At 69.9% G+C, this 23852-nt stretch carries 21 protein-coding genes and 3 pseudogenes; 9 read left to right on the top strand and 15 right to left on the bottom strand.

Going from position 1 to position 23852, the window contains the following annotated elements; translation table 11 throughout:
• Positions 1 to 101 precede the first annotated feature (101 nt).
• From serB to SSPN_RS0109035, 3 genes are all read left to right on the top strand, one after another.
• On the top strand, positions 102 to 1328 hold the full coding sequence (serB, locus tag SSPN_RS0109045) for a phosphoserine phosphatase SerB (protein ID WP_010693763.1): 1227 nt from the start codon (positions 102 to 104) through the stop codon (positions 1326 to 1328).
• Positions 1329 to 1378: 50 nt separating this feature from the next.
• Positions 1379 to 2167, top strand: a complete 789-nt coding sequence (locus tag SSPN_RS0109040) for a peptidyl-tRNA hydrolase (RefSeq protein WP_010693762.1) — start codon at positions 1379 to 1381, stop codon at positions 2165 to 2167.
• A 601-nt stretch (positions 2168 to 2768) separates the two neighbouring features.
• Entirely contained in the window at positions 2769 to 2966 is a 198-nt protein-coding gene (locus SSPN_RS0109035) for a hypothetical protein (RefSeq protein WP_010693761.1), read from the top strand.
• A gap of 268 nt (positions 2967 to 3234) precedes the next feature.
• On the opposite strand, the gene SSPN_RS0109030 is transcribed toward SSPN_RS0109035, so the two are convergent.
• The 9 genes and pseudogenes from SSPN_RS0109030 to SSPN_RS43145 form a co-directional block, all read right to left on the bottom strand.
• Complete coding sequence (locus tag SSPN_RS0109030) at positions 3235 to 3840, bottom strand: energy-coupling factor transporter transmembrane component T family protein (protein WP_010693759.1); 606 nt, start codon at positions 3838 to 3840, stop codon at positions 3235 to 3237.
• Positions 3837 to 4511 carry an energy-coupling factor ABC transporter ATP-binding protein gene (locus SSPN_RS0109025; protein ID WP_010693757.1) on the bottom strand — a complete coding sequence of 225 codons (675 nt, stop codon included), beginning with the start codon at positions 4509 to 4511 and terminating at the stop codon, positions 3837 to 3839. Before SSPN_RS0109025 ends, SSPN_RS0109030 begins: the two co-directional genes overlap by 4 nt.
• Complete coding sequence (locus SSPN_RS0109020) at positions 4508 to 5629, bottom strand: thiolase family protein (RefSeq protein WP_010693756.1); 1122 nt, start codon at positions 5627 to 5629, stop codon at positions 4508 to 4510. Before SSPN_RS0109020 ends, SSPN_RS0109025 begins: the two co-directional genes overlap by 4 nt.
• Positions 5626 to 7059 (bottom strand): class I adenylate-forming enzyme family protein, encoded by a 1434-nt coding sequence (locus tag SSPN_RS0109015; RefSeq protein WP_010693755.1) that lies wholly within the window; start codon positions 7057 to 7059, stop codon positions 5626 to 5628. Before SSPN_RS0109015 ends, SSPN_RS0109020 begins: the two co-directional genes overlap by 4 nt.
• Positions 7060 to 7061: 2 nt before the next feature.
• Positions 7062 to 7649 (bottom strand): biotin transporter BioY, encoded by a 588-nt coding sequence (locus tag SSPN_RS0109010; protein ID WP_029535130.1) that lies wholly within the window; start codon positions 7647 to 7649, stop codon positions 7062 to 7064.
• 944 nt (positions 7650 to 8593) lie between these two features.
• Positions 8594 to 9121, bottom strand: a complete 528-nt coding sequence (locus tag SSPN_RS43155) for an amidohydrolase family protein (RefSeq protein ID WP_010693753.1) — start codon at positions 9119 to 9121, stop codon at positions 8594 to 8596.
• Positions 9122 to 9282: 161 nt separating this feature from the next.
• Positions 9283 to 11231: pseudogene (locus tag SSPN_RS43150) on the bottom strand (ATP-dependent DNA helicase).
• 389 nt (positions 11232 to 11620) lie between these two features.
• Positions 11621 to 12190 (bottom strand): nicotinamidase, encoded by a 570-nt coding sequence (locus SSPN_RS0108995; protein ID WP_010693752.1) that lies wholly within the window; start codon positions 12188 to 12190, stop codon positions 11621 to 11623.
• Positions 12191 to 12256: 66 nt separating this feature from the next.
• A pseudogene (locus tag SSPN_RS43145) lies at positions 12257 to 13545 on the bottom strand (nicotinate phosphoribosyltransferase).
• A gap of 211 nt (positions 13546 to 13756) precedes the next feature.
• On the opposite strand from SSPN_RS43145, the gene clpS reads away from it, so the two are divergent.
• Positions 13757 to 14050 (top strand): ATP-dependent Clp protease adapter ClpS, encoded by a 294-nt coding sequence (clpS, locus tag SSPN_RS0108985; protein WP_010693751.1) that lies wholly within the window; start codon positions 13757 to 13759, stop codon positions 14048 to 14050.
• On the top strand, positions 14051 to 14614 hold the full coding sequence (locus SSPN_RS0108980; protein WP_010693750.1) for a DUF2017 domain-containing protein: 564 nt from the start codon (positions 14051 to 14053) through the stop codon (positions 14612 to 14614).
• Between the two features lie 101 nt (positions 14615 to 14715).
• Here SSPN_RS0108980 and SSPN_RS0108975 read toward each other — a convergent pair whose 3' ends face one another.
• From SSPN_RS0108975 to SSPN_RS43140, 4 genes and pseudogenes are all read right to left on the bottom strand, one after another.
• On the bottom strand, positions 14716 to 15624 hold the full coding sequence (locus SSPN_RS0108975; RefSeq protein ID WP_010693749.1) for a TAXI family TRAP transporter solute-binding subunit: 909 nt from the start codon (positions 15622 to 15624) through the stop codon (positions 14716 to 14718).
• Positions 15624 to 16997, bottom strand: a complete 1374-nt coding sequence (locus SSPN_RS0108970; protein ID WP_010693748.1) for a sensor histidine kinase — start codon at positions 16995 to 16997, stop codon at positions 15624 to 15626. Before SSPN_RS0108970 ends, SSPN_RS0108975 begins: the two co-directional genes overlap by 1 nt.
• 73 nt (positions 16998 to 17070) lie before the next feature.
• On the bottom strand, positions 17071 to 17727 hold the full coding sequence (locus tag SSPN_RS0108965; RefSeq protein ID WP_010693747.1) for a response regulator transcription factor: 657 nt from the start codon (positions 17725 to 17727) through the stop codon (positions 17071 to 17073).
• Positions 17728 to 17771: 44 nt separating this feature from the next.
• Positions 17772 to 19065: pseudogene (locus SSPN_RS43140) on the bottom strand (MFS transporter).
• 190 nt (positions 19066 to 19255) lie between these two features.
• Between SSPN_RS43140 and SSPN_RS0108955 the strand changes: the two are divergent.
• From SSPN_RS0108955 to SSPN_RS0108940, 4 genes are all read left to right on the top strand, one after another.
• Positions 19256 to 20287, top strand: coding sequence for a P1 family peptidase (locus SSPN_RS0108955; protein WP_010693746.1), 1032 nt, complete (start codon positions 19256 to 19258; stop codon positions 20285 to 20287).
• A 98-nt stretch (positions 20288 to 20385) separates the two neighbouring features.
• Positions 20386 to 20841 carry a M67 family metallopeptidase gene (locus tag SSPN_RS0108950; protein WP_010693745.1) on the top strand — a complete coding sequence of 152 codons (456 nt, stop codon included), beginning with the start codon at positions 20386 to 20388 and terminating at the stop codon, positions 20839 to 20841.
• A gap of 69 nt (positions 20842 to 20910) precedes the next feature.
• The gene (locus SSPN_RS0108945; RefSeq protein ID WP_010693744.1) at positions 20911 to 21189 is read left to right on the top strand and encodes a MoaD/ThiS family protein; all 279 of its coding nucleotides are present in this window, start codon (positions 20911 to 20913) and stop codon (positions 21187 to 21189) included.
• A 230-nt stretch (positions 21190 to 21419) separates the two neighbouring features.
• Positions 21420 to 22370 (top strand): PLP-dependent cysteine synthase family protein, encoded by a 951-nt coding sequence (locus SSPN_RS0108940; protein WP_010693742.1) that lies wholly within the window; start codon positions 21420 to 21422, stop codon positions 22368 to 22370.
• A gap of 74 nt (positions 22371 to 22444) precedes the next feature.
• Here the strand turns inward: SSPN_RS0108940 and SSPN_RS54460 are convergent, their stop codons facing one another.
• Positions 22445 to 22660 carry a hypothetical protein gene (locus SSPN_RS54460; protein ID WP_143539488.1) on the bottom strand — a complete coding sequence of 72 codons (216 nt, stop codon included), beginning with the start codon at positions 22658 to 22660 and terminating at the stop codon, positions 22445 to 22447.
• 142 nt (positions 22661 to 22802) lie between these two features.
• Positions 22803 to 23192: a helix-turn-helix domain-containing protein gene (locus SSPN_RS50680; protein ID WP_158309541.1), complete on the bottom strand. Its 390-nt coding sequence runs from the start codon at positions 23190 to 23192 to the stop codon at positions 22803 to 22805.
• Between the last annotated feature and the right edge of the window lie 660 nt (positions 23193 to 23852).

Here is a 23852-nt window from a genome sequence, read left to right as displayed (position 1 = left end):
GAACTGTGCCAGGGTGGGGTTAGCTCGACGATGAGCCCCGGCGGGCTGTGTCTCGCCGGGGCTCATCGTTTGTCTGGGGTCTAGAGAGGAATACCGCTGTCGTGAACGCGACTACCGTGTTGATCACCGTGACCGGGAAGGACAAGCCGGGGGTCACCTCCGTGCTGTTCGCCGCGCTGACCCGGCACGGGGTGGACATCGTCGACGTGGAGCAGGTGGTGATCCGCGGTCGGCTGGTGCTCGGCGTGCTGGTGTCCACCGAACGCGACCCGGAGCAGCTGCAGGAGGCCGTTGAGCAGGCGATGGCCACCGTCGGCATGACCGTCGATGTGGCGATCGGCACCGAGGACGGCGGCGCCGCCAAGCTCGGCTCGACGCACGTCGTCGTGGTGCTCGGGCAGCCGGTCACCGCCCGCAGCTTCAGCGAGGTCGCCCGCGGCCTGGCCGAGATCGGCGTGAACATCGATTCCATCCGCCGCGTCGCCGACTACCCGGTGACCGGGCTGGAACTGCAGGTCAGCGTCCCGGGTGACGGCGAGGGCTCGGACGATGCGCTGACCTCGGCGATGGCCGACCTGGCCGCGCGCATCGGCGTGGACCTGGCCGTCGAGCGCACCGGGCTGGCCCGCCGCGCCAAGCGGCTGGTGGTCTTCGACGTGGACTCCACGCTCATCCAGGGCGAGGTCATCGAGATGCTCGCCGCGCGGGCCGGCTGCGAGCAGGAAGTCCGCGAGGTCACCGAGCGGGCCATGCGCGGCGAGCTGGACTTCGCCGAGTCGCTGCGGCAGCGGGTCGCGGTGCTGGAGGGCCTGCCCGCCTCGGTGCTCGACGACGTCGCCGCGGAGCTCGAACTCACCCCCGGTGCCCGGACCACCATCCGTACGCTGCGACGCCTGGGCTTCCACACGGGCGTAGTCTCCGGCGGGTTCACCCAGATCATCGACCAGCTGGTGGACGAGCTCGGGCTGGACTTCAGCGCCGCGAACGAGCTCGAGATCGTGGACGGCAAGCTGACCGGCCGGGTCGTCGGGGAGATCGTGGACCGCCCCGGCAAGGCCAAGGCGTTGCGGCGGTTCGCCGAGTCGTTCGGGGTGCCGGCGGCGCAGTGCGTCGCGGTCGGCGACGGGGCCAACGACATCGACATGCTCACGGCCGCCGGGCTCGGGGTGGCGTTCAACGCCAAGCCCGCGCTGCGGGAGGTCGCCGACACCGCGCTGTCATACCCGTTCCTGGACACCGTGCTGTTCGTGCTCGGCGTGACGCGTGCCGAGATCGAGACGGCGGACGCCGAGGACGGTGTGCTGCGGCGGGTGCCGCTGGACGTGTGACGTCCGCGGTGGGGCGGAATATCGGTGGCCAGGAATCGGATAATCGTGGTGTGCCTGATTCCGCTGCCCTCTCCGTCCTCGACCCGCTGATCGCCCGGTACGCCTCGTGGCTGGCGCTGCCGGGGGAGGCCACTGCGGACATCTCGGACGAGGACCCGGAGAACGTGGTCCTGATGCCGATGGTGCTGAGGATCGAGCGCCGCGAGCCGCCGGACCGCACGGCGCTGCTGGAGGCGGCCGCGGCGGCGGCGATTGCGGTGTGCCTCGACGAGCGCTGCAAGCCGGGCGGTGAGTGGCACGAGGCGATGCATGCCTGGATCTCCGGGCGCATCCGCAAGGTGGCGCGGCGGGCGCGCGGCGCGCACTGGGAAGCGGTCCAGTCGTTGCCCGGGCGCACCGTTCGAGTGGGCGACGCCGAGGTGCGGGCGTTCCTGCCGATGCGCGTGGCGGACATGCCCAAGGAGCTCAGCCGGTTGCAGATCTCCGGCAGCGAGTTGGCCGCCGACGAGCCGGGAGCGCCGGCACCGGATGCGCCGACGCTGTGGCTGAACCCCGATGTGCCGATGAGCGCCGGGAAGTCCGCGGCGCAGGTGGGGCACGCGACGATGATCCTGGCGGCGCTGCTGCACGGGGCGGGCCTGGACACCGAGCTGGAGGGTTGGGCGGCCGACGGGTTCCGCTGCTCGGTGCGGCAGGCCGACGCGGCGACCTGGGCGCGCCTGCACCCGCGCGACGACCCGGAAACGGCTTGGCGGCAGGCGCGGGTGGCGATGGTCCGCGACGCCGGTTTCACCGAGGTCGACCCGGGCACCGTCACGGTTCTGGCGCAGTGGCGCTGACCCCGGCCGTGGCCGCAGGCAGCCGGTCCGGGAGTTGCTTCGGGTCGCTGTAGCGGCTGTTTCCGAACTCGTCCAGCGCGGCGGAACCTCAGCCGTCGTCCGGTCTCCGGGCCGACGCATGGACAAATGCGCCACGTCGGGGCTGTCGTAACGTCTGGGCTGTCGTAGTCAGAAGACGTCCGAGAACCGGTGGCGGTGCGAGGTGGAGGGTCGGCTAAGCGGCTTCGCCGCTTCAAAGACGAGAGCCCGCCCTACCGCAACTCGGACGATCACTTCCAAAACGGCCTCGACAGCAGCCGAAATGCTCACGACCGCAGAGCAGCGGGAACTGGGAGGCGGGCCGAGAACGGGCCCAGACATAGGCCAAGCCCGAGAATGTTTTGCAATCTTTCGATTGCTAGGTCTCTGGCGGCCTGATTGGTCGTCAAGGCCACTGCATCCTCGGGCCGGTCGCCGGGTTTCCCCGGTAACCATCAATTTGGCCACTGCGGCGGGATAGATACCAGGGCCTAAAGTCCCGGTTTCGCCGCAGTCCAGCAGGCGTCCGCTGGCCAGGATCCAGCAGCTCAGCAGGGCTATCGGCGCCGCCACGGCCGCCGTGATGACCTCCGCGCTGGGAGCTGCCGGTTCCAGCACCATGCCGGTCAACAGCGGGAGGACCATGCTGTTGCCGCCGCGCGCGAGGCTGACCGTCCCGCTGGTCCCGCTGCGGGGCCGCAGCCAGCTCAGCACGATCTCCTGGCAGAGAAACGACGCGGTCCAGATCAGCAGTCCGATCAGGACTTCGTACTTGATGTAACCGGAGGTAGCCGGTCCAGCTGGGCATCCTCCACCCCGGCCAGCATCGCCTCCGCTGCGGTGGCAATCGCCTTCCGTCCCCGGCCCACTTGGGCGGGCGAGACCTCCACGACAACCGCCCGTACGAATCAAGCGTCAAACGCCGCCCGCCCTGACCTGCTGTTTCCGCTGTCCCATGATCCCAAGCGGAGTGACACAAAACCCCAATTTCTATGGCGCCCAAAGGCACTCACGGGAAACCAGCTGGCAGAACGGGTAGCCGAACGAAGTCAGTCGTCGCCGACGCCGCGGGCCGCGAGTGCTTCGCCGAGTTCGTCGGAGTGGCGCAGGGTGCGGACCAGGAACGGCACTCCGAAGGCCGGGAAGGAGCGCTCCGCGTTTCGGGCTCGTTGCGCTTCGCGCACCTGCGTCGCGATCGTCGAGAGCGCCGCCACCGCTTGGAGCGTCAGGCCCACCAGCAGACCGATCCGTTCCGGCCGAACCCCGAAGCGCCGCAGCGGGCCCAGCCCGCGTTCCACGGCGGTGACCAGGTCGTCGACCCTGGTGGTCAGGGTGAAGAGGTTCGCGGCGGCGAGCGCGCCGAGCAGCCGCAGACACACCACCGCGGCGCTGTCGAGGCCGAGCATCCACCACTGCAGCAGGAAAACCACCAGCAGCAGCGGGATCAGCAACCGCACCGCCTGCCAGCAGCGGCGCGGTGGGATCCGGCCGACCAGGTATGCGACCGCGACGCCGAGCACGCACCCGGCCAGCGCGAGCGGCGAGTGCAGCACGAACGTCATCATTGCGAAAGCCAGCAGTGCCAAGAACTTCCAGCCGGCCCCGAGCCGGTGCAGGGGACTGCTGCCCGGTTCGTACAGGCCGAGCGGACTCACTTGATCAGCTCCCGGTAGTACGGGATGGCCGCCGCCGGTTGGTCGTCGGCGACGACCTTGCCCGCGTCGAGCACCACCACCCGGTCGAAGTCGTCCAGCAGGTCCAGGTCGTGGGTGACCAGCACGACCTGCTGCCGCAGCCCGCCGAGGACGTCGACGAAGTGCCGCTTGTTGCGCAGGTCCAGCAGCGTCGTCGGCTCGTCGCAGACCAGCACGTCCGGCTCCAGCACCAGCATCGAGCACAGCGCCAGCAGTTGCTTCTGCCCGCCCGAAAGCTGGTGCGCCGGGTGGTCGGCGTAGCCCTCCAGCCCGTGCTGCGCCAGCACGTCCGCGGCCCGGCGCTGCCGCTCCGCCTTGGAAAGGCCCTGCCTGCGCAGCGAAAACGCGACGTCTTCGCCTGCGGTTGGCATCACGATCTGGCTATCCGGGTTGGTGAAGATGAACCCCACGCGTCGTCGCACCGCCCGGCCGTCGCGCACCGGATCCACCCCGTCGACCAGCACCCGGCCGCGGCTGGGGTGCACCAAGCCGTTGATCATCCGGGCCAGGGTGGACTTGCCCGAGCCGTTCGCCCCGACGAACGCGACGCGCCGCTCGGCCAGCCGCAGGTCCACCCCGTCCAGCACGGTGCGTTCGTCGTAGCTGTGCCCGACTTCCTCGAACTCGATCAACCCACTCGCTCCCACATCGTGGCCACGCCCAGCCCGCCGCCCGAGGACAGCGCCGCCAGGCCGATGCGCGGCCCGTCCGCCCGCACCATCCGACTGAACAACCGCACTACCAGCACCGCGCCGGAGGCGCCCCAGGGGTGGCCGAGCGCGATCGCGCCGCCGTCGGGGCTGACCAGCTGCTCGTCGATGCCCGCGGCATCCAGGCAGGCAAGGGTCTGCCCGGCGAAGGCCTCGTTGAACTCGACGACTTCCGGGGTGTGCCGCTTGAGCAGCTCCTGCATGGCGGGCAACGCGCCCAGGCCGAGTCGGTTCGGATCGACTCCCGAGGTGCGCCAGTCCAGCAGCCGCAGCCCCGGAACGCCGAGCCGGCGGCGCTGCTCCTCGGTGGTGATCAGCACGGCGGCGGCCGCGTCGTTGATCCCGCACGAGTTCGCTGCGGTCGCGGTCCCGTCCGGAGTGAACGCGGGCCGGAAACGGGCCAGGCGTTCGGCCGTGAAGCCCTCGCGCGGCCGCTCATCCGCTGCGGCGCTCCCGATCTGCACCAGCTCAGCGCCAAAACGCCCCGCTCGTTGCGCGGCGATGGCGCGTTCGTGGCTGCGGGCGGCGAAAATGTCTTGGCGTTGCCGCGAAATCCCGGCTTCGGACGCCACGACGTCCGCCGCCGGGCCCATGTCCGGGTCGCCGATCTCGGCCGGTGCGAACGGCGCACGGCTGTAGAAGCAGGGCGGTTCGGTCGCCGAGCGCGGTCGCCATGCCCGCCACGGCGCGGTCGACGGGCTCTCGACACCGCCGGCGACGAACCAGTCCCCGGCTCCGCCGCGGATCATCGCCGCAGCGGTGGTGATCGCGGTCAGCCCGCTCGCACACTGCCGATCGATCGTCATGCCCGGTGCGGCCTCGCCCAACCCGGCGCGCAACGCCGCCACCCGAGCCGGATTCCCACCTGGTCCGAGGACGTTGCCGAGCAGCACATCGTCCACTGTGTCCATTCCGGCATCGTCGAGAACAGCGCGCAACACGGGCGCCGCGAGCCGGTCGATGGGCACATGGCGCAGCAGCCCACCAGCCTCGCCGATCGGAGTGCGACGAGCCGCGATCACGACAGGAGTCCGGTTCACAACGCCTCCGTGCGAAGGGTTCCGGCGCGCAGGCGCTCCGCGATCACGGCGCGCGCCGGTTTGCCGGACGCCGTTCGGGGCAGGTCGCGCACTGCCAGCCAGCGCCGGGGGCGCTTCGCTGGGTCCAGCGCTCGCCGGACCCTCGCCCGCAGCTCGCGCAGGGACGGCGGGGCGACCGGGTCGATCTCGACGACCGCCGTGACGAGCTCGCCGAACCTCGGATGCGGGGTTGCGCAAACCAGCACGTCAAGGACGCCTTCGGCGCCGCGCAGCACCGACTCGACCTCCTCCGCGCCGACGATCCGGGCACCGGTGTTGATCGCCGACCCAGCGCGACCGAGAACGTCCAGCGAACCGTCGGAGTGCAGTGCCGCGCGGTCGCCGACTGTCGACCAGCCGTCCTCCGTCGCCGCTGGCACGATCTCGCCGCCGCGGAGGTAGCCGTCGAAGACCAGCTCGGAGCGCACCCACAGTTCCCCGACACCGTCAACGGGATCGCGCACTTCCACGTCGACCACAGGCCGCAGCGGACCACCCCGCCGAACCGCGATCAGCGAATGCTCCGCCGACCCGTAGTACTCGACGAGCGCGCACCCGGGAAGCACCTTGGCGAGCCGTTCCTCCAACGCTTCGTCGACCTTCGCCCCGCCGCAAACAACTGTGCGCAAACTGCATTCGGCCCGCAAGACCGGATCGTGCTCCAAAGTGGACACAAGTGCCGACAGCATCGCCGGCACGAGGTGGACGGTGGTGGCCCGCCGCGAAGCGTCGGCTGCGTCGGCCGCGGACCACTTGTCCAACAGCTCCACCTCGGCACCCGAATGCAGCGCATGCAGCACGCCGAAGAGGAACAACGACGAACTCAGCGGCCCGGGGACCAAAACGCGATCCCGAGCGGCCAACGGCAGGCCGAGCGCGGCGAAGCTGCGAAGCCACGACCGCCGCGACCGGATCAGCACCTTCGGAGAGCCGCTGCTCCCGGAGGTGGTGGGCAGGTAGAAGTGCGTGAGCTCGCTGCCGGCGGGCATTGGGCATGTGGCGCGAACGGTCCGTTCACTTGGTTCGGTTGTGGGGTGAACGGCTTGTTGGTGTCGATAGGTGGCGCGAACGGTCCGTTCGCCTCCGTCGGCGGCGTGTCCAGGCGACTCGTCCAGGCTCAGCACCAGGTCTGGGCGGGCGTCGGCGAGGACCGCCGCGCGATCGCCGTCGGTCCAGGCGGGTTCGAGGAACAGGGTCGCGCAGCCCGCGAGATCCGCGCCCAGGAAGTGGATCAAGCGCGTAAGCGCGTTGCCGCCGTCGAAGGCGACCCGGGAGCCGGGCGGTAGGAGCTGCGCAGCGCGGGTGGCCCGTGCAAGCAGCTCCTGGGGATCCAGCGCGGTTCCGGCGTGCGCGACCCGCGAAGCGGGGGAGCGGCCGAGGATCGGCAGCACGCTCAGCCCTCGGCGGTGGCGCGGCGCGCCGAGCCGGTCAGGTCTGCCGGGACGGCGCGGTGCACCGCGACGGCGACGAGCGAGACGGCGACGAGCTTCACGGCGTCGCCGGGGAGGAACACCAGCGACTGCAGGGCGGCAGTGCGCAGGTCGCCGATGACCAGGCCCCAGTACGGGATGCCGATCAGGTAGTCCACGGCGACACCGGCGACGTTGGCCGCGAGCAGCACGAACAGTCCCGGCTTGGGCAGGCTGCGCTGCACGATCAGGCCGACGACGACAGCCGCCGCCACCCAGCCGACCACGAACCCACCGCTGGGCCCGATGAACGGCGCAATGCCGCCGCGGCCACCGGACAGCAGGGGGAGGCCGATCGCGACCAGGGCGAGGAACAGGAGCGTGGCCGCACCGCCTCGGCGGGCGCCCAGGATGCTGCCGGCCAGTAGAGGTCCGGCGTTCTGCAGCACGACCGGTACCGCCGCGCCGCCCAGGTAGAAGCCGGGGAAGATGCCGAGCACGGCGATGAATGCGGCGAAGACCACAGTCCTGGCCAGGTTCGCGGCGGGCGCAGCTTGGCGTGGTGCGGACACAGCGTCTCCCTAGCGGTAGATCGACAACGTGGTCGGTCGGTGCCATTGCCGGACCGGCGACTCGTGCCGCGCCCGACGAGACCGCTTCCGGCCGGTCGGAAAGGCTCCGCGACCAGCGGTTCTCGTCGAATCGGGTGCCCCCGGTGGGATCCGATCGGCGCGGCGAGCTCAACCTACCCGCCAACCCCGCCGAAACAGAAAGCCCAGCGCCGAGTTGTCGATCACCTACAAACCGGCCACCTCGATCCCGCGCCGCCGGCACCACGAAGAAGGTGGCTCCGCAGGCCGCATAACGCGACACTGACCACGGACGGGGCGAACCCGACTCCTCCTTGGGCAGAACCCGGAACTGAGCAGGGCGCCCCGCCCACCCGCCGCCCGAGCTCGCATGCAGGTTGTTGGGACAAACCCGGTTGTTGGGCTAGGTCGAGCACGGAGAGTGGGCGCAGGCACCCGCCACCCCGGCCAGTCACGCCATCCACCACATCACCACCTACCGTGATCAACCCCCCCGCACACCTGCGGGGTTGCTGCCGCACGCCTAAAACCGGAAACACCGCCACTTGACTTCGCTCTCATAGGCTGCGCAGTAGGTGAGGTGAACGGTCCGTTCGCTCCGTTCTTCTGATGGGGGTGCCTGGGGTGTTGGTGTGCGGCGAACGGCCCGTTCGCCTCGGTAGGTGAAGTGAACGGTCCGTTCGCTTCACACCAGCACCGCCCCAACCGGCGTCCACCGCACCGCGAAGCACTCGCGCCTTGTTCGAACCCGGCTCGCAGACCGTGAACGGCACCGCCGCGTTCCGGCACCTGGCCAGCGCCGCCTGGTCGGTCAGCAGGTTGTAGCCGTGGTCCAGCCGGTCGCAGTGCAGCAGATGTCGCGGTGCAGCAGATGTCGCAGTGCAGCAGATTCAGCGCCGTCAGCGCGTTGGCCGGCGGATCGCCGTTCAGGCCCGCGTAGTCCTCGCAGACGTGCGCGGTCCCGTGCAGCCCGGCGTCCTCTGCGGGTGGGTACGCCTCGGCGAAGTTCTCCGGCGGCCCGCTGGGCTCGTGGCGTCCAGTCCGATGCCGATGACCTCGTCGCGGCGCCAGCGCAGCCCGTCGCGCACCATGCCGACAGCGGCGGCAGGCGATTCCATGCGGTTGATCGACGGGATGAGCTGGCAGCGAACCCCGAAGTCCTGCTCGGCCTGCCGGATGCCGTCGATCAACCCGTCAACCGGCTCCGGGTAGGACGCCCAGCTGCGGTAGTGGTCGGTGGGGTTGAAGAACATCTCCCGGTACTGGAGGTTGCCCGCCAGGTAGCCCTCCTGTGCGAAGTCCATTCGGGTCCGCATGGCCTCCGCGACCTGCACGTACCGCTCGATGAACTCGTAGAACTGGCCGAAGTCGTAGAGCGACTCCGGGCCGGACGTGGGGTGGTGCGACTCCGTTGCGGACGGCGATCTCCCCGGCCGCTTCGGCCGGGATGGCACCCGCCAGGTGGAAGTGCAGATCCGCCTTCGGCACGCGGCGCAAGAAGTCTTCGAACGAGATCACGACGCTCCGAATCTCGGTTCCGTGCCGTCCCCGACAAGGGATTCCCGCAATTTCAATGGAAATCGGACCTCCGATTTCCATTGAAATTGCGGCACTGCTAGACCTCCGCGGCGGCGGAGGACAGCCGCCGCAGGGCCCCGCGGACGACCTCCGGGTCGTGGGTGGTCCAGAACGGCGGCAGCGAGGCGCGCAGGAAACCGCCGTAGCGGGCGGTGGCCAGCCTCGGGTCAAGCACCGCGATCACGCCGCGATCGTTCGGCGCGCGCAGCAGCCGGCCAGCGCCCTGCGCCAGCAGCAGGGCGGCGTGCGTGCCCGCAACCGTGATGAACCCGTTCCCGCCGCGTTCGGACACCGCTTTCTGCCGGGCCGAGGCGAGCGGATCGTCGGGGCGCGGGAACGGGATCCGGTCCATCACGACCAGCTGCAGCGAGTCGCCGGGCACGTCCACGCCCTGCCACAGCGACAGGGTGCCGAACAGCGAGGTCTCCGGGTCTTCGGCGAACCTGCGGACCAGGAGCGCGGTCGAGTCGTCTCCCTGGCACAGCACCGGCGTGCTGAGCCGCTCGCGCAGCTCTTCGTGCGTCCGCCGGCTGCCTGCACCAGCTCGGTCAGCTCGTCCAGGTACTGCGGTGGCAGCCCGTCGCGGCCCGGCGGCGGCAGGTGCCTGGCGATGTAGAGGATGCCGCTGCGCTGGTGTTCGAACGGAGAACCCACGTCCAGCCCGGTCCACTTGGGACCGCTGGTGTCGGAGGGCACCTCCTTCGCGGTGGCCATCCCGGAGGCAGGCTGGGACTGCTCCTGTGGCGGCAAGCCCCACTGCCGGGCCAGCGTGTCGAACGAGCCGCCGAGCGCGAGCGTCGCCGACGTCAGGACCGTGGTGCGCTGCCCGAAGAGCCGTTCCCGCAGCAGCGCGCCGACCCCCAGCGGCGCGACCCGCACGGTCGGTGGGCGGTTCGGCTCCGCCGACACCCAAACGACGTCGAACTGCTTCTCGTCGTCGAAGGCCTCCAGCAGCCGGACCGCGGTGTCGTGGACCTCTTCGGTGACCGCGTGCGCGAGCTTGCGCGCCGTGCTGCCCTCGGCGTCTTCTTTTCGTTCCGGGCCGAGGGCGTTGATGCAGGCCCACGCGGCGTCGCGGGTCACCGTCAGGGCGCCGCCCAGGTCCTGCGGGAGTTCTTCCAGCCGACCGGGATTCGCCGACTGCAGCACCAGGTCGAGCCCCTCGGCGGCCTCGTTGAGCCGGTCGGCGACCTCCTCGTCGATGGCCCGCCCGCAGCGCCGCGCGGCGGTCCGCACCGCGCCCGCCGTCAGCTCGCTGGCCGCCGCCGAGGTCACCCGGTCCACCAGGTCGTGCGCCTCGTCGACCAGGACGACGTCGTGCTCGGGAAGCACCGGCCGGTCGTCTAGGGCGTCGATGGCCAGCAGCGCGTGGTTCGTCACGACGATGTCCGCGCGCCCGGCCTCGGCCCTGGCGCGTTCGGCGAAGCAGTCGGTGCCCACCGGGCAGCGGTGCACGCCGAGGCATTCCTTGGCGGTGACCGACATCTGCCGCCAGGCCTGGTCGGTGACGCCGGGTACGAGCTCGTCGCGGTCGCCGGTCTCGGTTTCGGTGGACCACTCACGGATCCGCTTGACCTGCCGCTCCAGCGCGGACGCGGCGAAGGCGTCGAACAGCGCGCCGTCGTCGGGCTCTTCGGGAGCGTTGCCGTGCACGCGGTTCAGGCACAGGTAGTTGCGGCGGCCCTTGAGGATCGCGAACGTCGGCCGCCGGCCGATCGCGTCGGCGAGCGCCGTGGACAGCCGGGGGAGGTCCCGGTCGACGAGCTGGCGCTGCAGGGCGATGGTCGCGGTCGAGACGACCACGGTGGTGCCTTCGGAGACGGCGTGCCGGATCGCCGGTACCAGGTACGCCAGCGATTTCCCGGTGCCGGTGCCGGCCTGCACGGCCAGGTGTTCGCCGGAGCCGATGGAGTGCTCGACGGCTTGGGCCATCCGGGCCTGGCCCTCGCGAGGCACGCCGCCGACCGCCCCGATCGCGATCTCCATCAGCGTCGCGAGGTCCGGGATGTCCTGCTTGGGCTTGGCGGTCAGCGGGAGTTCCGGCGCGTCCCGTTTGCCCACCTTGGCGAGGTCGGCGGCGATCTCCGGTGGCAGCTCGTCGTCTTCGTCGGGCTCGAACGCAACCGGGTCGGACCATCGCGGGACAGAGGTGGGCACGAGAAGAAACTACCGCGCACCCCTGTCCACGAGCCCCGATGCCCCGGCGAACCGCGCGCTGCCGCATGTCCTGCTCGAACCGGGCGCGGAGGGGCACTCGTGGTCCGGGAAACTGCGGCATCGTGGCGAGGCACTGCCACGGAGTTCGTAGCGTCGCGCGAGCTTTTCGAAGACCCTCGGGATTTCGCCGCAGGGCTGCACCACCCGACCCGCCTCGGCTACCGGACCACCGGTTCGCCGATGAGGTTCACGCCCTCGGAGTCCAGCGCCGACAGCGCCGCGTCGACCGTTTCGCGGGACACACCTGCCGTCAGCTCCAGCAGCACCGTGGTGTCCAGGCCGGATCGGACCGCGTCGAGCGCCGTGGCGCGGACGCAGTGGTCGGTGGCGATGCCCACGACGTCGACCCGGCGGACGCCGTGGTCGGCGAGCCAGTCGCGCAGCGGCCGGTCCCGGAAGTCGATGCCCTCGAAACCGGAGTAGCCGTCGCTGTACTGGCCCTTCGAGAACACCGCCTCCACCGGGCCCACGTCCAGCTCTGGGTGGAACGCCGCGCCGGGGGTGCCCGCCACGCAGTGCCGCGGCCAGGAGCGGACGAAGTCCGGCTCGTCGCTGAAGTGGGCACCGGGATCGATGTGGTAGTCGCGCGTTGCCACCACGTGGTCGTGGTCGAACCCCGCGAGGTACCGCGAGATCTCCGTCGCCACGCCCGCGCCGCCGGCCACCGCGAGCGATCCGCCCTCGCAGAAGTCGTTCTGCACGTCCACGATGATCAAAGCCTTGGTCATCACGACCCCCTCGCCGCCGTTACCGCAATTCTGAAGCGCCACCGGGCCTTGCGGGAAGCGCCGGGCTCAAGCCTCGTGGAAGACCGTCGGAATGGCCGGTTCGCCGTGCGATAGCTTGAGCCCCTCCCACGGCAGGGTCACCAGCGCGTGCCGCAGCCGCTGCCGGTCGTCCTCCAGCGTCGGCACGTCGTCGACCCGCTTCCCGTCGCGGATCAGCGGGATCTGCAGGAAGCGGTCGTGCGGCCCGAGCACCGGCTCGGCGGCACCCGGTGCGATCTGGAAGATGACCTCCTCCACCGCGGTACCGGTTTCCTTGTGCCGCCGCACTGCCGCCTTGCGGCCGCCGCGCGACGTCTTGTGCGAGCTCCGCTTCGCGACCGGGCGGCCCTCGACCTCCACCAGCTTGTAGACCATCTCGGCGGTCGGCGCGCCGGAGCCGGTGACCAGCGCGGTGCCCACCCCGTAGCCGTCGACCGGTTCGGCGCGCAGCGAGGCGATGGCGTACTCGTCGAGGTCGCCGGAGACGACGATCCGGGTACCCGTCGCGCCGAGCCGGTCGAGCTGGTCGCGGGCCTGCCGGGCGAGCACGCCGACGTCGCCGGAGTCGATCCGGACCGCGCCGAGGCCGGTCCCGGCGATCTCCACCGCCAGCTCGATGCCGCGGGTGATGTCGTAGGTGTCGACCAGCAGCGTCGTGTGAGCGAGGCGATCTGGGATTCGAAGGCGGCGCGCTCGGAGTCGTGCAGCAGGGTGAACGCGTGCGCCACGGTGCCCGCGGTCGGGATGCCGTAGCGGCGGCCCGCCCAGGTGGCGGTGAAGCCGGCGAGGTAGGCGATCCGCGCCGCCGCCACGGCCGACTCCTCGTGGGTGCGCCGCGAGCCCATCTCGATCATCCGGCGACCGTTGGCCGCCGACACCATCCGCGCCGCCGCGGCCGCGATGGCGCTGTCGTGGTTGAGGATCGACAGGATCAGCGTCTCCAGCACCACGGCCTCGGCGAACGTGCCGCGCACGGTCAGCAGCGGCGAGCCGGGGAAGAACAGCTCGCCCTCGGGGTAACCGTCGACCTGCCCCTGGAACTGGTAGCCGCGCAGCCACTCCAGGGTCGCGTCGTCCACGACGCGGGTGGCGGCGAGTTGTTCGAGTTCCGGCGCGCCGAACCGGAAGTTCTCGATCGCGTCCAGCATCCGGCCGGTGCCCCCGGCGACCCCGTAGCGCCGGCCGTCCGGCAGGCGTCGGGTGAACACCTCGAAGGTGCACGGGCGGAGCGCGGTGCCGTCCCGCAGCGCACTGGCGAGCATCGTCAGCTCGTACTGGTCCGTCAACAGCGCGGTGCTGCCCGTCGGAGAGCTCATGCCGCTGAGACTAAATAGTGCGGGCCGGGGTGCGCTTGGGTGGTCACCTGGCGGAACACCGGATTCGGGGTTCCCGGCGTCGCGTGTGGTCGAACGCCGCTCGCCGGACGCACGGGTGCCGAATGGCGGAAGTGGGCGCAAACCCAGTGCGTGTGTCGGGTTTGCCCGTGCGGTCGACACTGCTGTGACGGCCGCGTGCGACGATGGAGACATGACCTCGCCCGCTGAAATCGAGCGCGCGCAACTCGAACCGGACGCACTCGGTACCGAGGACAAGCCGTGGGTGACCGTGGTGTGGAACGACCCGGTCAACCTGATGTCCTACGTGACCTACGTGCTTCAGAAGATCTTCGGCTACACCCGGGATCACGCGACGAAGTTGATGCTGGACGTGCACCACAAGGGCAAGGCGGTGGTGTCCTCGGGCTCCAAGGAGAAGGTCGAGGGCGACGTGGCGAAGCTGCACGCCGCCGGCCTGTGGGCGACGATGCAGAAGGATTCCTGAGTGGAAGGCTGGACCCGCAAGAACGGTCACGTGCAGGCCGAGCTGTCGCAGCAGGAAGCCGCGGTCATCCGGGGTCTGGTGGGGCAGATCAAGGACATGCTCGCCGCCCGGTCCGACGAGGCGCCCAAGGACGAGCTGGCAGAGCTGACCGGCATCCGCACCGGGCCGACGACGCCGCCCGAGGACCGCGTGCTGGCGAGGCTCCTGCCGGACTTCTACCGGCGCGACCCGATCACCGGCGAGACCGACGAGGAAGAGTCGGACGCGACTGGGGCGATGCGGTCGCTGCACGAGCCGGGGCTGCTGGAGGCCAAGGCCGGGGTGGCCGCGCTGGTGCTGGAGACCTGCCCACCTGAGGGCGGCCGGATCAAACTGACCGGCGAGCAGGCCGACGGCTGGCTGGCGGCGCTCAACGACGTCCGGCTGGCGCTGGGCACGGCGCTGGACGTGGCGGAAGACATGCCGGACGAGGTGCCCGACGACGACATGCGCCGCGAGCACCTAGGCGTGTACCAGTGGCTCACCTGGGTCCAAGACAGCCTCGTCGGCGCTTTGATGGCCTGATGAGGGGCTGTCTCGCTCGTTCCGCGTCGCGTTGCGGGTGACGGAACCTCAGAGGGCTTCTCGGGTCCGGGATCCCCAGTACACGTCTAACCCCTGCGGTTTCAGCCGTGGAGGTCGCGGTAGGCGCGTTCGGCGCCGGGGTGCAGCGGTACCGCGCCGGTGCCGATCAGGTTGCGCACGTCCAGGAACTGGGTGCCCACCGTCTCCTGCGGGACTAGGAACGGCGCGCGGAGCACCAGGATCCGGACGACCGCTTCGGCCAGGTCCACGGGTAGTTCCGGGGTGCAGGCCAGGATGTTGGGCACCCCGACCGTGGGGACTCCGCCGGTGTGCCGGTAAGCGCGGGGCGGCACCACGACCGGGTCGCACATCGGAGCGCAGCCGGCCGCCGTCGTGTCCAGCGGCAGCAAGCGGATGCCGACCCGGTCGTCGAGCGTCTTGAGCACCGGCGTCGGCAGTCCGCCAGACCACAGCAGCGCGTCGATCCGCTGGCGCTCCAACGCCGCGATCGCGTCTTCCAGCGGCAGCGCTTCGCTGTGCACCCCGCGGTGCTTCGCGAGCAGGTTGGCCCCGAGCATCGCGGTACCGGACTTCGGGGCACCGATCGAAACCCGGCGTCCGGCCAGGTCATCGATGCTGTGCACGGGGCTGTCGGCCAGCACGACCAGCTGCGTGTAGTTCTCGTAAACCCGGCCCAAGGCGCGCAGTGGAATCCGCGGGCCGAGGTCGCCGTTCTGCGCCGCCGCGGCGGTGTGGGCGAGCACCATGCCGAGATCGGCCTGCCCGTCGCGCAGCAACTCGACGTTCGCGACGCTGCCCTGGCTGCTCGACACCGCCATCCGCATGCCCGGCACGGTTGCCGACACCTCGGCGGCCAGCTGCCTGGCGAAGGCGGTGTAGAACCCGCCGGGCTCGCCGGCGGCGATGCGGATCGTTCGCTCGGGCGTCTGCCCGGTGCAGGCGCTGAGCAGCCCGGCACCGGCGAGCGTGAGCAGGGTTCGGCGGCGCATCACGTGTCCTCCCGCGACGGCAGTTCCAGTCGAACCGACAGGCCGTGCGGCTGGGCGGGGTCGATGCGCAGCGAGCCACCGCGAGCTGTCACCAGGCGGTCGGCGATTGCCAGCCCGAGCCCGGAACCGCGGCTGCCGCGATGCCGCCCGGCGCGCCAGAAGCGCTGCGCGGCGCGGGATATCTCCTCGCCGGACAGCCCCGGGCCGGTGTCGCTGACGGTGAGCGCGCAGCTGCCGGGGCCGGCCTCGCAGGTCACCGACACGGTCGCCCCCTGCCCGGCGTACTTGATGGCGTTGTCCAGCAGGATGTCGAGGATTTGCGCCAGGTCTTCCGCCGGGAGGTCCGCCTCGCCTGGGTCCAGCCGGGCTTCTGCGAACCGGATCCCGGCCGCCTCGGCGGCGGATCGCCACGCCTCGATCCGGTCGGCCACCACGACATCCACCTCGCAGGGCTCCACTGCCGACTCCGCAGGTTCGCGATCGGCGGTGGCCAGGTCCAGGAGCCGGTCCAGCAGCGACTCCAAGCGGTCCACCTCGTCCAGGGTCGACCGGTAGGTCTGCGCACCTTCCGGCGTGATCCGCCGTTCCAGCGCATCGACCCGCAGGCGCAGCGCGGCCATCGGGTTGCGCAGCTGGTGCGACGCGTCCGCGACGAGCCGCCGTTGCTGCTCCTCGGCGTCCGCGACCGCCTCCGACATCCGGTTGAACGACACCGCCAATTCCCGCAGCTCCGGCGGGCCGGCGTCCTCCGGCACCCGCGAGCGGCGCGAACCGGCGCCCACCGCCCGCACCCCGCCCCGCAGCTCCGCCAACGGCCGCAGGATCCACCGGCCCAGCACCAGCGCCAGCAGCCCGCACACCGCCAGAGCGCTCAGCGCGCCCGCCGCGATCAGCGCCCACCCCCCGGCGATGTCCCGCGTCGCGTGCTGCACCGAGGCGCGCAGGACGATCGCACCGGTCACCCCCATGCCGTCGCCGACCGGCCGGTACCGCACCAACTCTCCCCCGGACCACGGCTGGAGCCACGGCACCGGCCCCGCCAGCTCGTTGCGCAGCGCCTTGTCGATCGACTCGGCCACCTCGGCGGCGTGCATCCCGCCGGTTTCCACCACCGGCGCTCGGTTCGCGTCGACCACCACGAGCGGCTCGCCGTAGAGCTCGGTGTAGCGGCCTGCCTCGGCGATCAGCTGGGTGGTGTCGCCGGTGCTGAAGGCGTGGTCGGCGAGCGCGGCGAACCGGTCCAGGTCGGCGGTGCGGGCCAGCACCAGCTGCTGCGTCCGCTCCGCGGCGGTGGCGCGCAGCAGCGGAGCGGCGAACCCGGCGACCGCGAGGACCGAGAAGGTCAGCAGCACCAACAACAGTCGCTTGCGCATCAGCCCCCACGCCGTCCAGGAGATTCCAGCTGCTCAACCGTACTTTCCACGCCGACCGGACCGAGCGGCGGAATCAGGCCCCGAAGCGGTAGCCGAATCCGCGGATCGTCACCAGCAGTTCGGGGCGGCCGAGTTTGCCGCGCAGCTGCGCGATGTGCACGTCCAGGGATCGGGAGACCGCCAGGTAGGCGTCGCCCCAGACCTCGTCCATCAGGCGCTGCCTGCTAACCGCGCTGCCTGCCTCGCCCGCCAGCACCGCGAGCACGTCGAACTCCTTCGGCGTCAGCTCCACATCGCGGCCGTCGACCCGCACCTGGCGGGTCCGCAGATCGACGTGCACCTCGCCGACCTGGACCTCGTCGGCGACCGCGCCCGGCAGGCGACCGCGCCGGGCCACTGCCTCGATCCGGGCCAGCAACTCCGCCATCCGCACCGGCTTGACCAGGTAGTCGTCCGCGCCGGAACGCAGGCCGCGGACGACCATGCGCTCCTCGCCGCGGGCGGTCAGCACCACCACCGGGATCGGCCCGATCCGGCGGAGCTTCCGCAGCACGTCGAGGCCGTCGGCGTCCGGCAGGCCCAGGTCGAGCAGCACCAGGTCGTGCTCCCGGTGGCGGGTCAGCGCGTCGGCGCCACGGGACACCCGGGTGGGCCGGTGGCCGTGCGCGGCGAGGACTTCGACGAGCGCGTTGGCCACGCCGTCGTCGTCCTCGACGAGAAGCACGCGCACCGGCCACCTCCGAAACCCCGTTCAGAGTACGGCCACGCGCTAGGTCACCGGTCGAGGCGGGAGTCCTTCGAGGTCTCGCGCATCCGCAGGTACACCAGAAGCGAGATCAGCACGCAGCCCGAGACGTACCAGAAGAACACCTGCTCCATGCCCGCCTGCTTGAGCCACAGCGCCACGTATTCCGAGGTGCCGCCGAAGATCGCCACCGTCAGCGCGTACGGCAGGCCGACGCCGAGCGCGCGGATGTTGGTCGGGAACAGCTCGGCCTTCACGATCGCGTTGATCGAGGTGTAGCCGGTGACGATCACCAGGCCGCCCAGCATCAGCGCGAACGCCGCCACCGGGTTTTGCGTCGAGCCGAGCAGCGTCATGATCGGCACGGTCAGGACGCTGCCGCAGACCCCGAAGGCCAGCAGCAGCCAGCGGCGCCCGATGCGGTCCGACAAGGCACCCGCCAGCGGTTGCAGGCACAGGAACACCAGCAGCGCCAGGAAGTTGATCCAGGCGACGGTGCCCTTGTCGATGCCCGAGGTCGCCACCATGTATTTCTGCAGGTACGTCGTGTCCGAGGGTCAGGCCGACGACGAGCAGGCACTCCTTGGGGTGCTGCAGCAGCGCCTTCACGGTGCCGCGCGACTGGTTCCCCTCCGAGGTCTTCGTCTTCTTGTAGCTCTCGGTCTCGTCCATGCCGCGGCGCAGCCACATCACGACCAGCGCGCCGATCGCGCCGATCACGAACGCGATCCGCCAGCCCCACGACTCCATCTGCTCGTTGCTGAGCACCAGGAGCAGCACGATCTGCACGCCCAGTGCCGTGAGCTGCCCGGCGACCAGCGTCACGTACTGGAAGCTGGAGTAGAAGCCGCGCTTGCCCGCAGTGGCGACCTCGGACAGGTAAGTCGCCGACGTCGAGTACTCGCCGCCGACCGAGATGCCCTGCACCAGCCGGGCGAACACCAGCAGCAGCGGGGCGCCGAGCCCGATCGTGTTGTAGCTCGGCGTCAGCGCGATCACCAGCGAGCCGCAGGCCATCAGCGTCACCGAGAAGGTGAGCGCGGCGCGGCGGCCGAAGCGGTCCGCGTAGCGGCCGAGCAGCCAGCCGCCGAGGGGGCGCATCAGGAAGCCGATGGCGAACACGCCCGCGGTGTTGAGCAGTTGGGCGGTCAGGTCGCCCTTCGGGAAGAACGCCGCCGCGAAGTAAACGCTGAACGCGGTGTAGGCGTACCAGTCGTACCACTCGATCAAGTTGCCGATCGAGCCGCGAATGACGTTGGCGACCACCCTGCGCTCGCCACCGGAGCGAGCCGCATCGTCGCGGCTGTGCACCTCAGTTGACATCCATCCTCCTCGTAGTGAACGGACTCACAGTGCGGAGGCGGCGGGGCGACAACAAGAACGGCGGCGATTCCTTTACGTCTGGTTAACGTGATGCCAGCGATGTGTGTGGTTGGTACGTGACTCGTGAGTGCTTTTGGGCTGTCACAGCTGCCCGAAACACTCACGACCCCGAAGGAGAGGAGCCTGCCGGATGACCTGGCCGGGAGCGCTCGATGCGATCGTCGACGTCGGCGGTGTGCGGGTCGGGCACGAGCAGCGGCTCGACGAGCACTGGGCGACTGGCACCAGCGTGGTCCTGGTGCCGGAGGGGGCGACGGCGGCGGTGGACGTCCGCGGCGGCGGCCCGGGAACCAGGGAAACGGACGTGCTCGAACCGAGCCACCTGGTGCAGAAGGTGCACGGCATCGTCCTCACCGGCGGCAGCGCCTACGGCCTGGCTGCGGCCGACGGGGTAATGCGCTGGCTAGGCGATCGGGGGCACGGCGTGCGGGTCGGCCCCGACCCGAAGCACGTCGTCCCGGTGGTGCCGGGCGCGGTGATCTTCGACGTCCCGATGGGCGACTGGGGCAACCGGCCCGACGCCGGCTTCGGCCACCGGGCCTGCGAGAACGCGAGCCGCACCGATACCCGGGAGGGCAACGTCGGCGCGGGCACCGGCGCCGTGGTCGGGACCGTCAAGGGCGGCATCGGCACGGCCAGCGCCGTGCTGGACGACGGCACCACCGTCGGCGCCCTGGTGGCGGTCAACGCCGCGGGGTCTGCGATCGACCCGGACACCGGGCGGCCGTGGATCCCGACGGCCGGGCTACGCGCGCCCGATCCCGCCGAGGTCGAGGCGGGTCGGCAGCTGTTCGGCAAGCGCCAGGGCCGGCACGGCCCGATCGACCGGCCGCTCAACACCACGATCGGCGTGGTCGCCACCGACCTGGAGTTGTCCAAGGCCGAGTGTCGGCGGCTTGCGGTCGCCGCGCAGGACGGGCTGGCCCGCGCGGTCCGGCCCGCGCACCTGCTGGTCGACGGCGACACGATGTTCGCGCTGGCCACCGGCACCGGAGCTGCCCTGCCCGCGCCGGGGGAGCAGGGCTGGGCGGCGCGGCTGGACGCGGTGTGCGCGGTCGCCGCGGATGTCGTGGCGCGGGCGATCGTGCGCGGCGTGCTGGCTGCGGAACCGGTCGATGAGGTGACTTCCTACACGCGGCTCTACCCCTCGGCGCGGGAATGAATCATCGTGTACCTGCGTTTCGCCCGACGAAGCCGCACCGGTGCGAGAATTTTTCCACATCGTGGGAGGCCGGTGCCTCAACTACTAGGATGGTTGCTGTGCTGGTGATCCGACGCGACCTGGTCGATGCGATGGTCGCGCATGCCCGACGGGACCACCCGGACGAGGCGTGCGGCGTGATTGCCGGCCCGGAAGGGTCGGACCGCCCGACGCGCCTGATCGAGATGATCAACGCCGAGCGCTCGCCCACCTTCTACCGGTTCGACTCCGGTGAACACCTGAAGGTGTGGCGCGAGATGGACGCAGGCGGCGAGGAACCGGTGGTCGTCTACCACTCGCACACCTCGACCGAGGCCTACCCGTCGCGCACCGACGTCTCCTACGCCTCGGAGCCCAACGCGCACTACGTGCTCGTGTCCACCCGGGACCCGAAGACCCATGAGCTGCGTTCCTACCGGATCCTCGACGGTCAGGTGACCGAAGAGCCGGTGGAGGTCGTGGAGTCGTACATGTTCGCCCACACCGGTGCCGACGAGGTTCCAGACCTCGACTGAGCTGCGGCTCGCCCACCCGTGTTCGCGTCCCGTTCCCAACGAAAGTCCTTCGTGGACAGGAGGTTCCTCATGGCAGTCAACGTTTCGATCCCGACCATCCTGCGCACCCACACCGGCGGCCAGAAGTCCGTCGAGGCCGCGGGCAACACCGTGGCCGAGGTGATCAATGACCTCGACAGCAACTTCAACGGCCTGAAGGACCGTCTGGTCAAGGAAGGCAATCTGCACCGCTTCGTCAACGTCTACGTCAACGACGAGGACGTCCGCTTCGCCGGCGGTCTGGAAGCCAAGGTCACCGACGGCGACAGCGTCACCATCCTGCCCGCCGTCGCCGGCGGCATGCGCTAAGCGCCGTCCGAGGACCCGCTTCGCGAAGCGGTGCCGGTAGCGGAACCTCAGACGCCTTCTCGATTCCGGGATCCCCGACCTGTGCATGCCGAACAGCGGCGCTGGGTCTGTCCTCGCGAGAAGACGTCTGGGAACCCGCGGCGGTGCCGATCGCAAGGTTGGCCAAGCGGCTGCGCCGTTTGAAAGCAGAAGACATCCTTTGCAGGTAGAGGGCAAGGAGGAGGCGCACCGTGGCTCGTTACGACTCGTTGGTGGACGCGCTCGGTGACACCCCGCTGGTGGGGTTGCCGCACCTGTCACCGGCACCGGACGTCCGGCTGTGGGCCAAGCTGGAGGACCGCAACCCGACCGGTTCGATCAAGGACCGGGCGGCGCTGGCCATGATCGAGGCGGCCGAGAAGGAAGGCCGGCTCACCCACGGCTGCACGATCCTGGAGCCGACCTCCGGCAACACCGGGATCTCGCTGGCTATGGCCGCCAAGCTCAAGGGCTACGGCCTGGTCTGCGTGATGCCGGAGAACACCTCGGAGGAGCGCCGGCAGCTGCTGCAGGCCTACGGGGCGCGGATTATTTCCTCGCCCGCGGCCGGCGGGTCGAACCAGGCGGTCGCGGTGGCCAAGGAACTGGCCCAGCAGAACCCGGACTGGGTGATGCTCTACCAGTACGGCAACCCGGCCAACGCCGACGCGCACTTCCGCACGACCGGCCCGGAGATCCTGCGGGACCTGCCGACCGTCACGCACTTCGTGGCCGGGCTGGGCACCACCGGCACCCTGGTCGGGGTGGGCCGCTACCTGCGCCAGCAGAAGCCGGACGTGCAGGTGGTGGCGGCCGAACCGCGCTACGGCGAGCTGGTCTACGGCCTGCGCAACCTCGACGAGGGGTTCGTGCCGGAGCTGTACGACCCGGACGTGCTGACCCGCCGGTTCTCCGTCGGCTCCTACGACGCGTTGCGCCGGACCCGCCAGCTGCTGGAGAGCGAAGGCATCTTCGCCGGCATCTCCACCGGCGGGGTGCTGCACGCGGCGCTGACCATCGCGGAGAAGGCGGCGGCGGACGGTGAGTCGGCCGACATCGCGTTCATCGTGGCGGACGCGGGCTGGAAGTACCTGTCGACGGGTGCCTACAGCGGCACCATCGACGAAGCGGCCCAACGCCTCGAAGGCCAACTCTGGGCCTGACCCGCCTCCGGCGACATCGAGCTCTGACGACTGAAGGGCACCTCTGACCCAGTTGTAACGGCAGCAGGTGCCCTTCACGCATCCAGGTCATCGATTTCAATGGGCGTTTTCCGATCCGCGACGTCCGGGCTGTCCTGCGCAAAAGACCGCTGAGAACCCGCGGTGCTAGCTGCGAGGGTGGTATGCGCCTTCGGTGCATGCGACGATCTCGCGTCGTGGGACTTCGGGCGTCGCGGCTGCGGATCGACCAGGATGAAAGGCTCAATGGAAATTGGTCCTTCGATTTCCATTCAAACAATCGTCTCATGGCGCACAGTGACAACATTCGTGCCGTTGCCGTTGCCGTTGCCGTGGTGGTGCGGGGTGTGTCGGTGTGCGGACGATGCCCCGCACCTGTGGTGCAGGGGCATCGCACAGGTGGCGGGGTCGCGACTAGGATCGGCTTCTCGTTTGTTCCCATTGTCGGCTCATGGCCTCAGTGTGGAGATGTTTTTTCATGCGCCTGGCAAGAAGATCCGCTAAAGCTTCGATTTCTTTCATGTCTTGTTGGCGGACCGGCAGGCATATGCGGGATGTATGGCCACTCGGCGAATTTTCGGCATTTCTGAATTGCTCGGCATGTGACGGCTTGAGGATTCCGAGCTCGTACCCCAGAATCACGGCGCCGACTCGGTTGCGTAGATTAAACTTGCGGTAGATGTTACCCAATCGGGACTTTACGGTATCTTTCGCGATGTGCAACCGCATCGCAATTTCATTGTCGGTAAGTTCGCAGGCGATGCAATATATGACGTCCCTCTCTTCCTTGGTGAGATTGATCAATTTGTCCGTGCTGAATCTTTGCGGAGACGTTCGCACTACATTAAAACCGTTCGTACTAGTATGAAAATGAGGAAATCACGGTGGATGCGGCCGGCGGGCCGGGGGGCACGACATTTGGATATCCAGTGTCGACCGGCACCGGGCCGTGTCTGGGGTCATGCGGTACGTCTATGCCGTCCGATAGCCATTTCGGAGGGTGACTCTTCCCGCAATGCCTCTTCAATGCAGTCGCGGCACGGTCTCACGAAAGGTGGCGTATTGGACTTGCCCATGTTGCGTCCGCATCGCGACGTCGCGATGGTGCCGGGCTTGCGTTCGTGTGCATACCCGAGATGGTCAGTCCAAACCACCCGGACCCCAGGCAGACACGCGTCCCCTTCCATCGCGGGAGCTGGTCCGGACAAGCCCGATCCGCTCACCCGGTGCCCCCGTCTGATCGCATGGCATGCGCCCGAACGTGAAGTACATGGGAGAGCCGCCGCAATTTATCCGCTAGCACTACCTGATTCGCTAGGGGGTAGTCCCCCCGCACGATATTGAACTGTGCATCGCTGATGGCCCATTGGCTTTCGGCAAGCATCACAGCAAGCGTGTCGGCCGGAACCTGACTCACCACGGGTGGCATATCGGCCGGTCGATCAGCTCTGGAAATAACGACTA

This window comes from Saccharopolyspora spinosa NRRL 18395 (assembly GCF_000194155.1).
Classification (GTDB): domain Bacteria; phylum Actinomycetota; class Actinomycetes; order Mycobacteriales; family Pseudonocardiaceae; genus Saccharopolyspora; species Saccharopolyspora spinosa.
The sequence above is the reverse complement of the archived record's forward strand: the minus strand, read 5'-3'. Positions and strand labels throughout refer to the sequence as shown.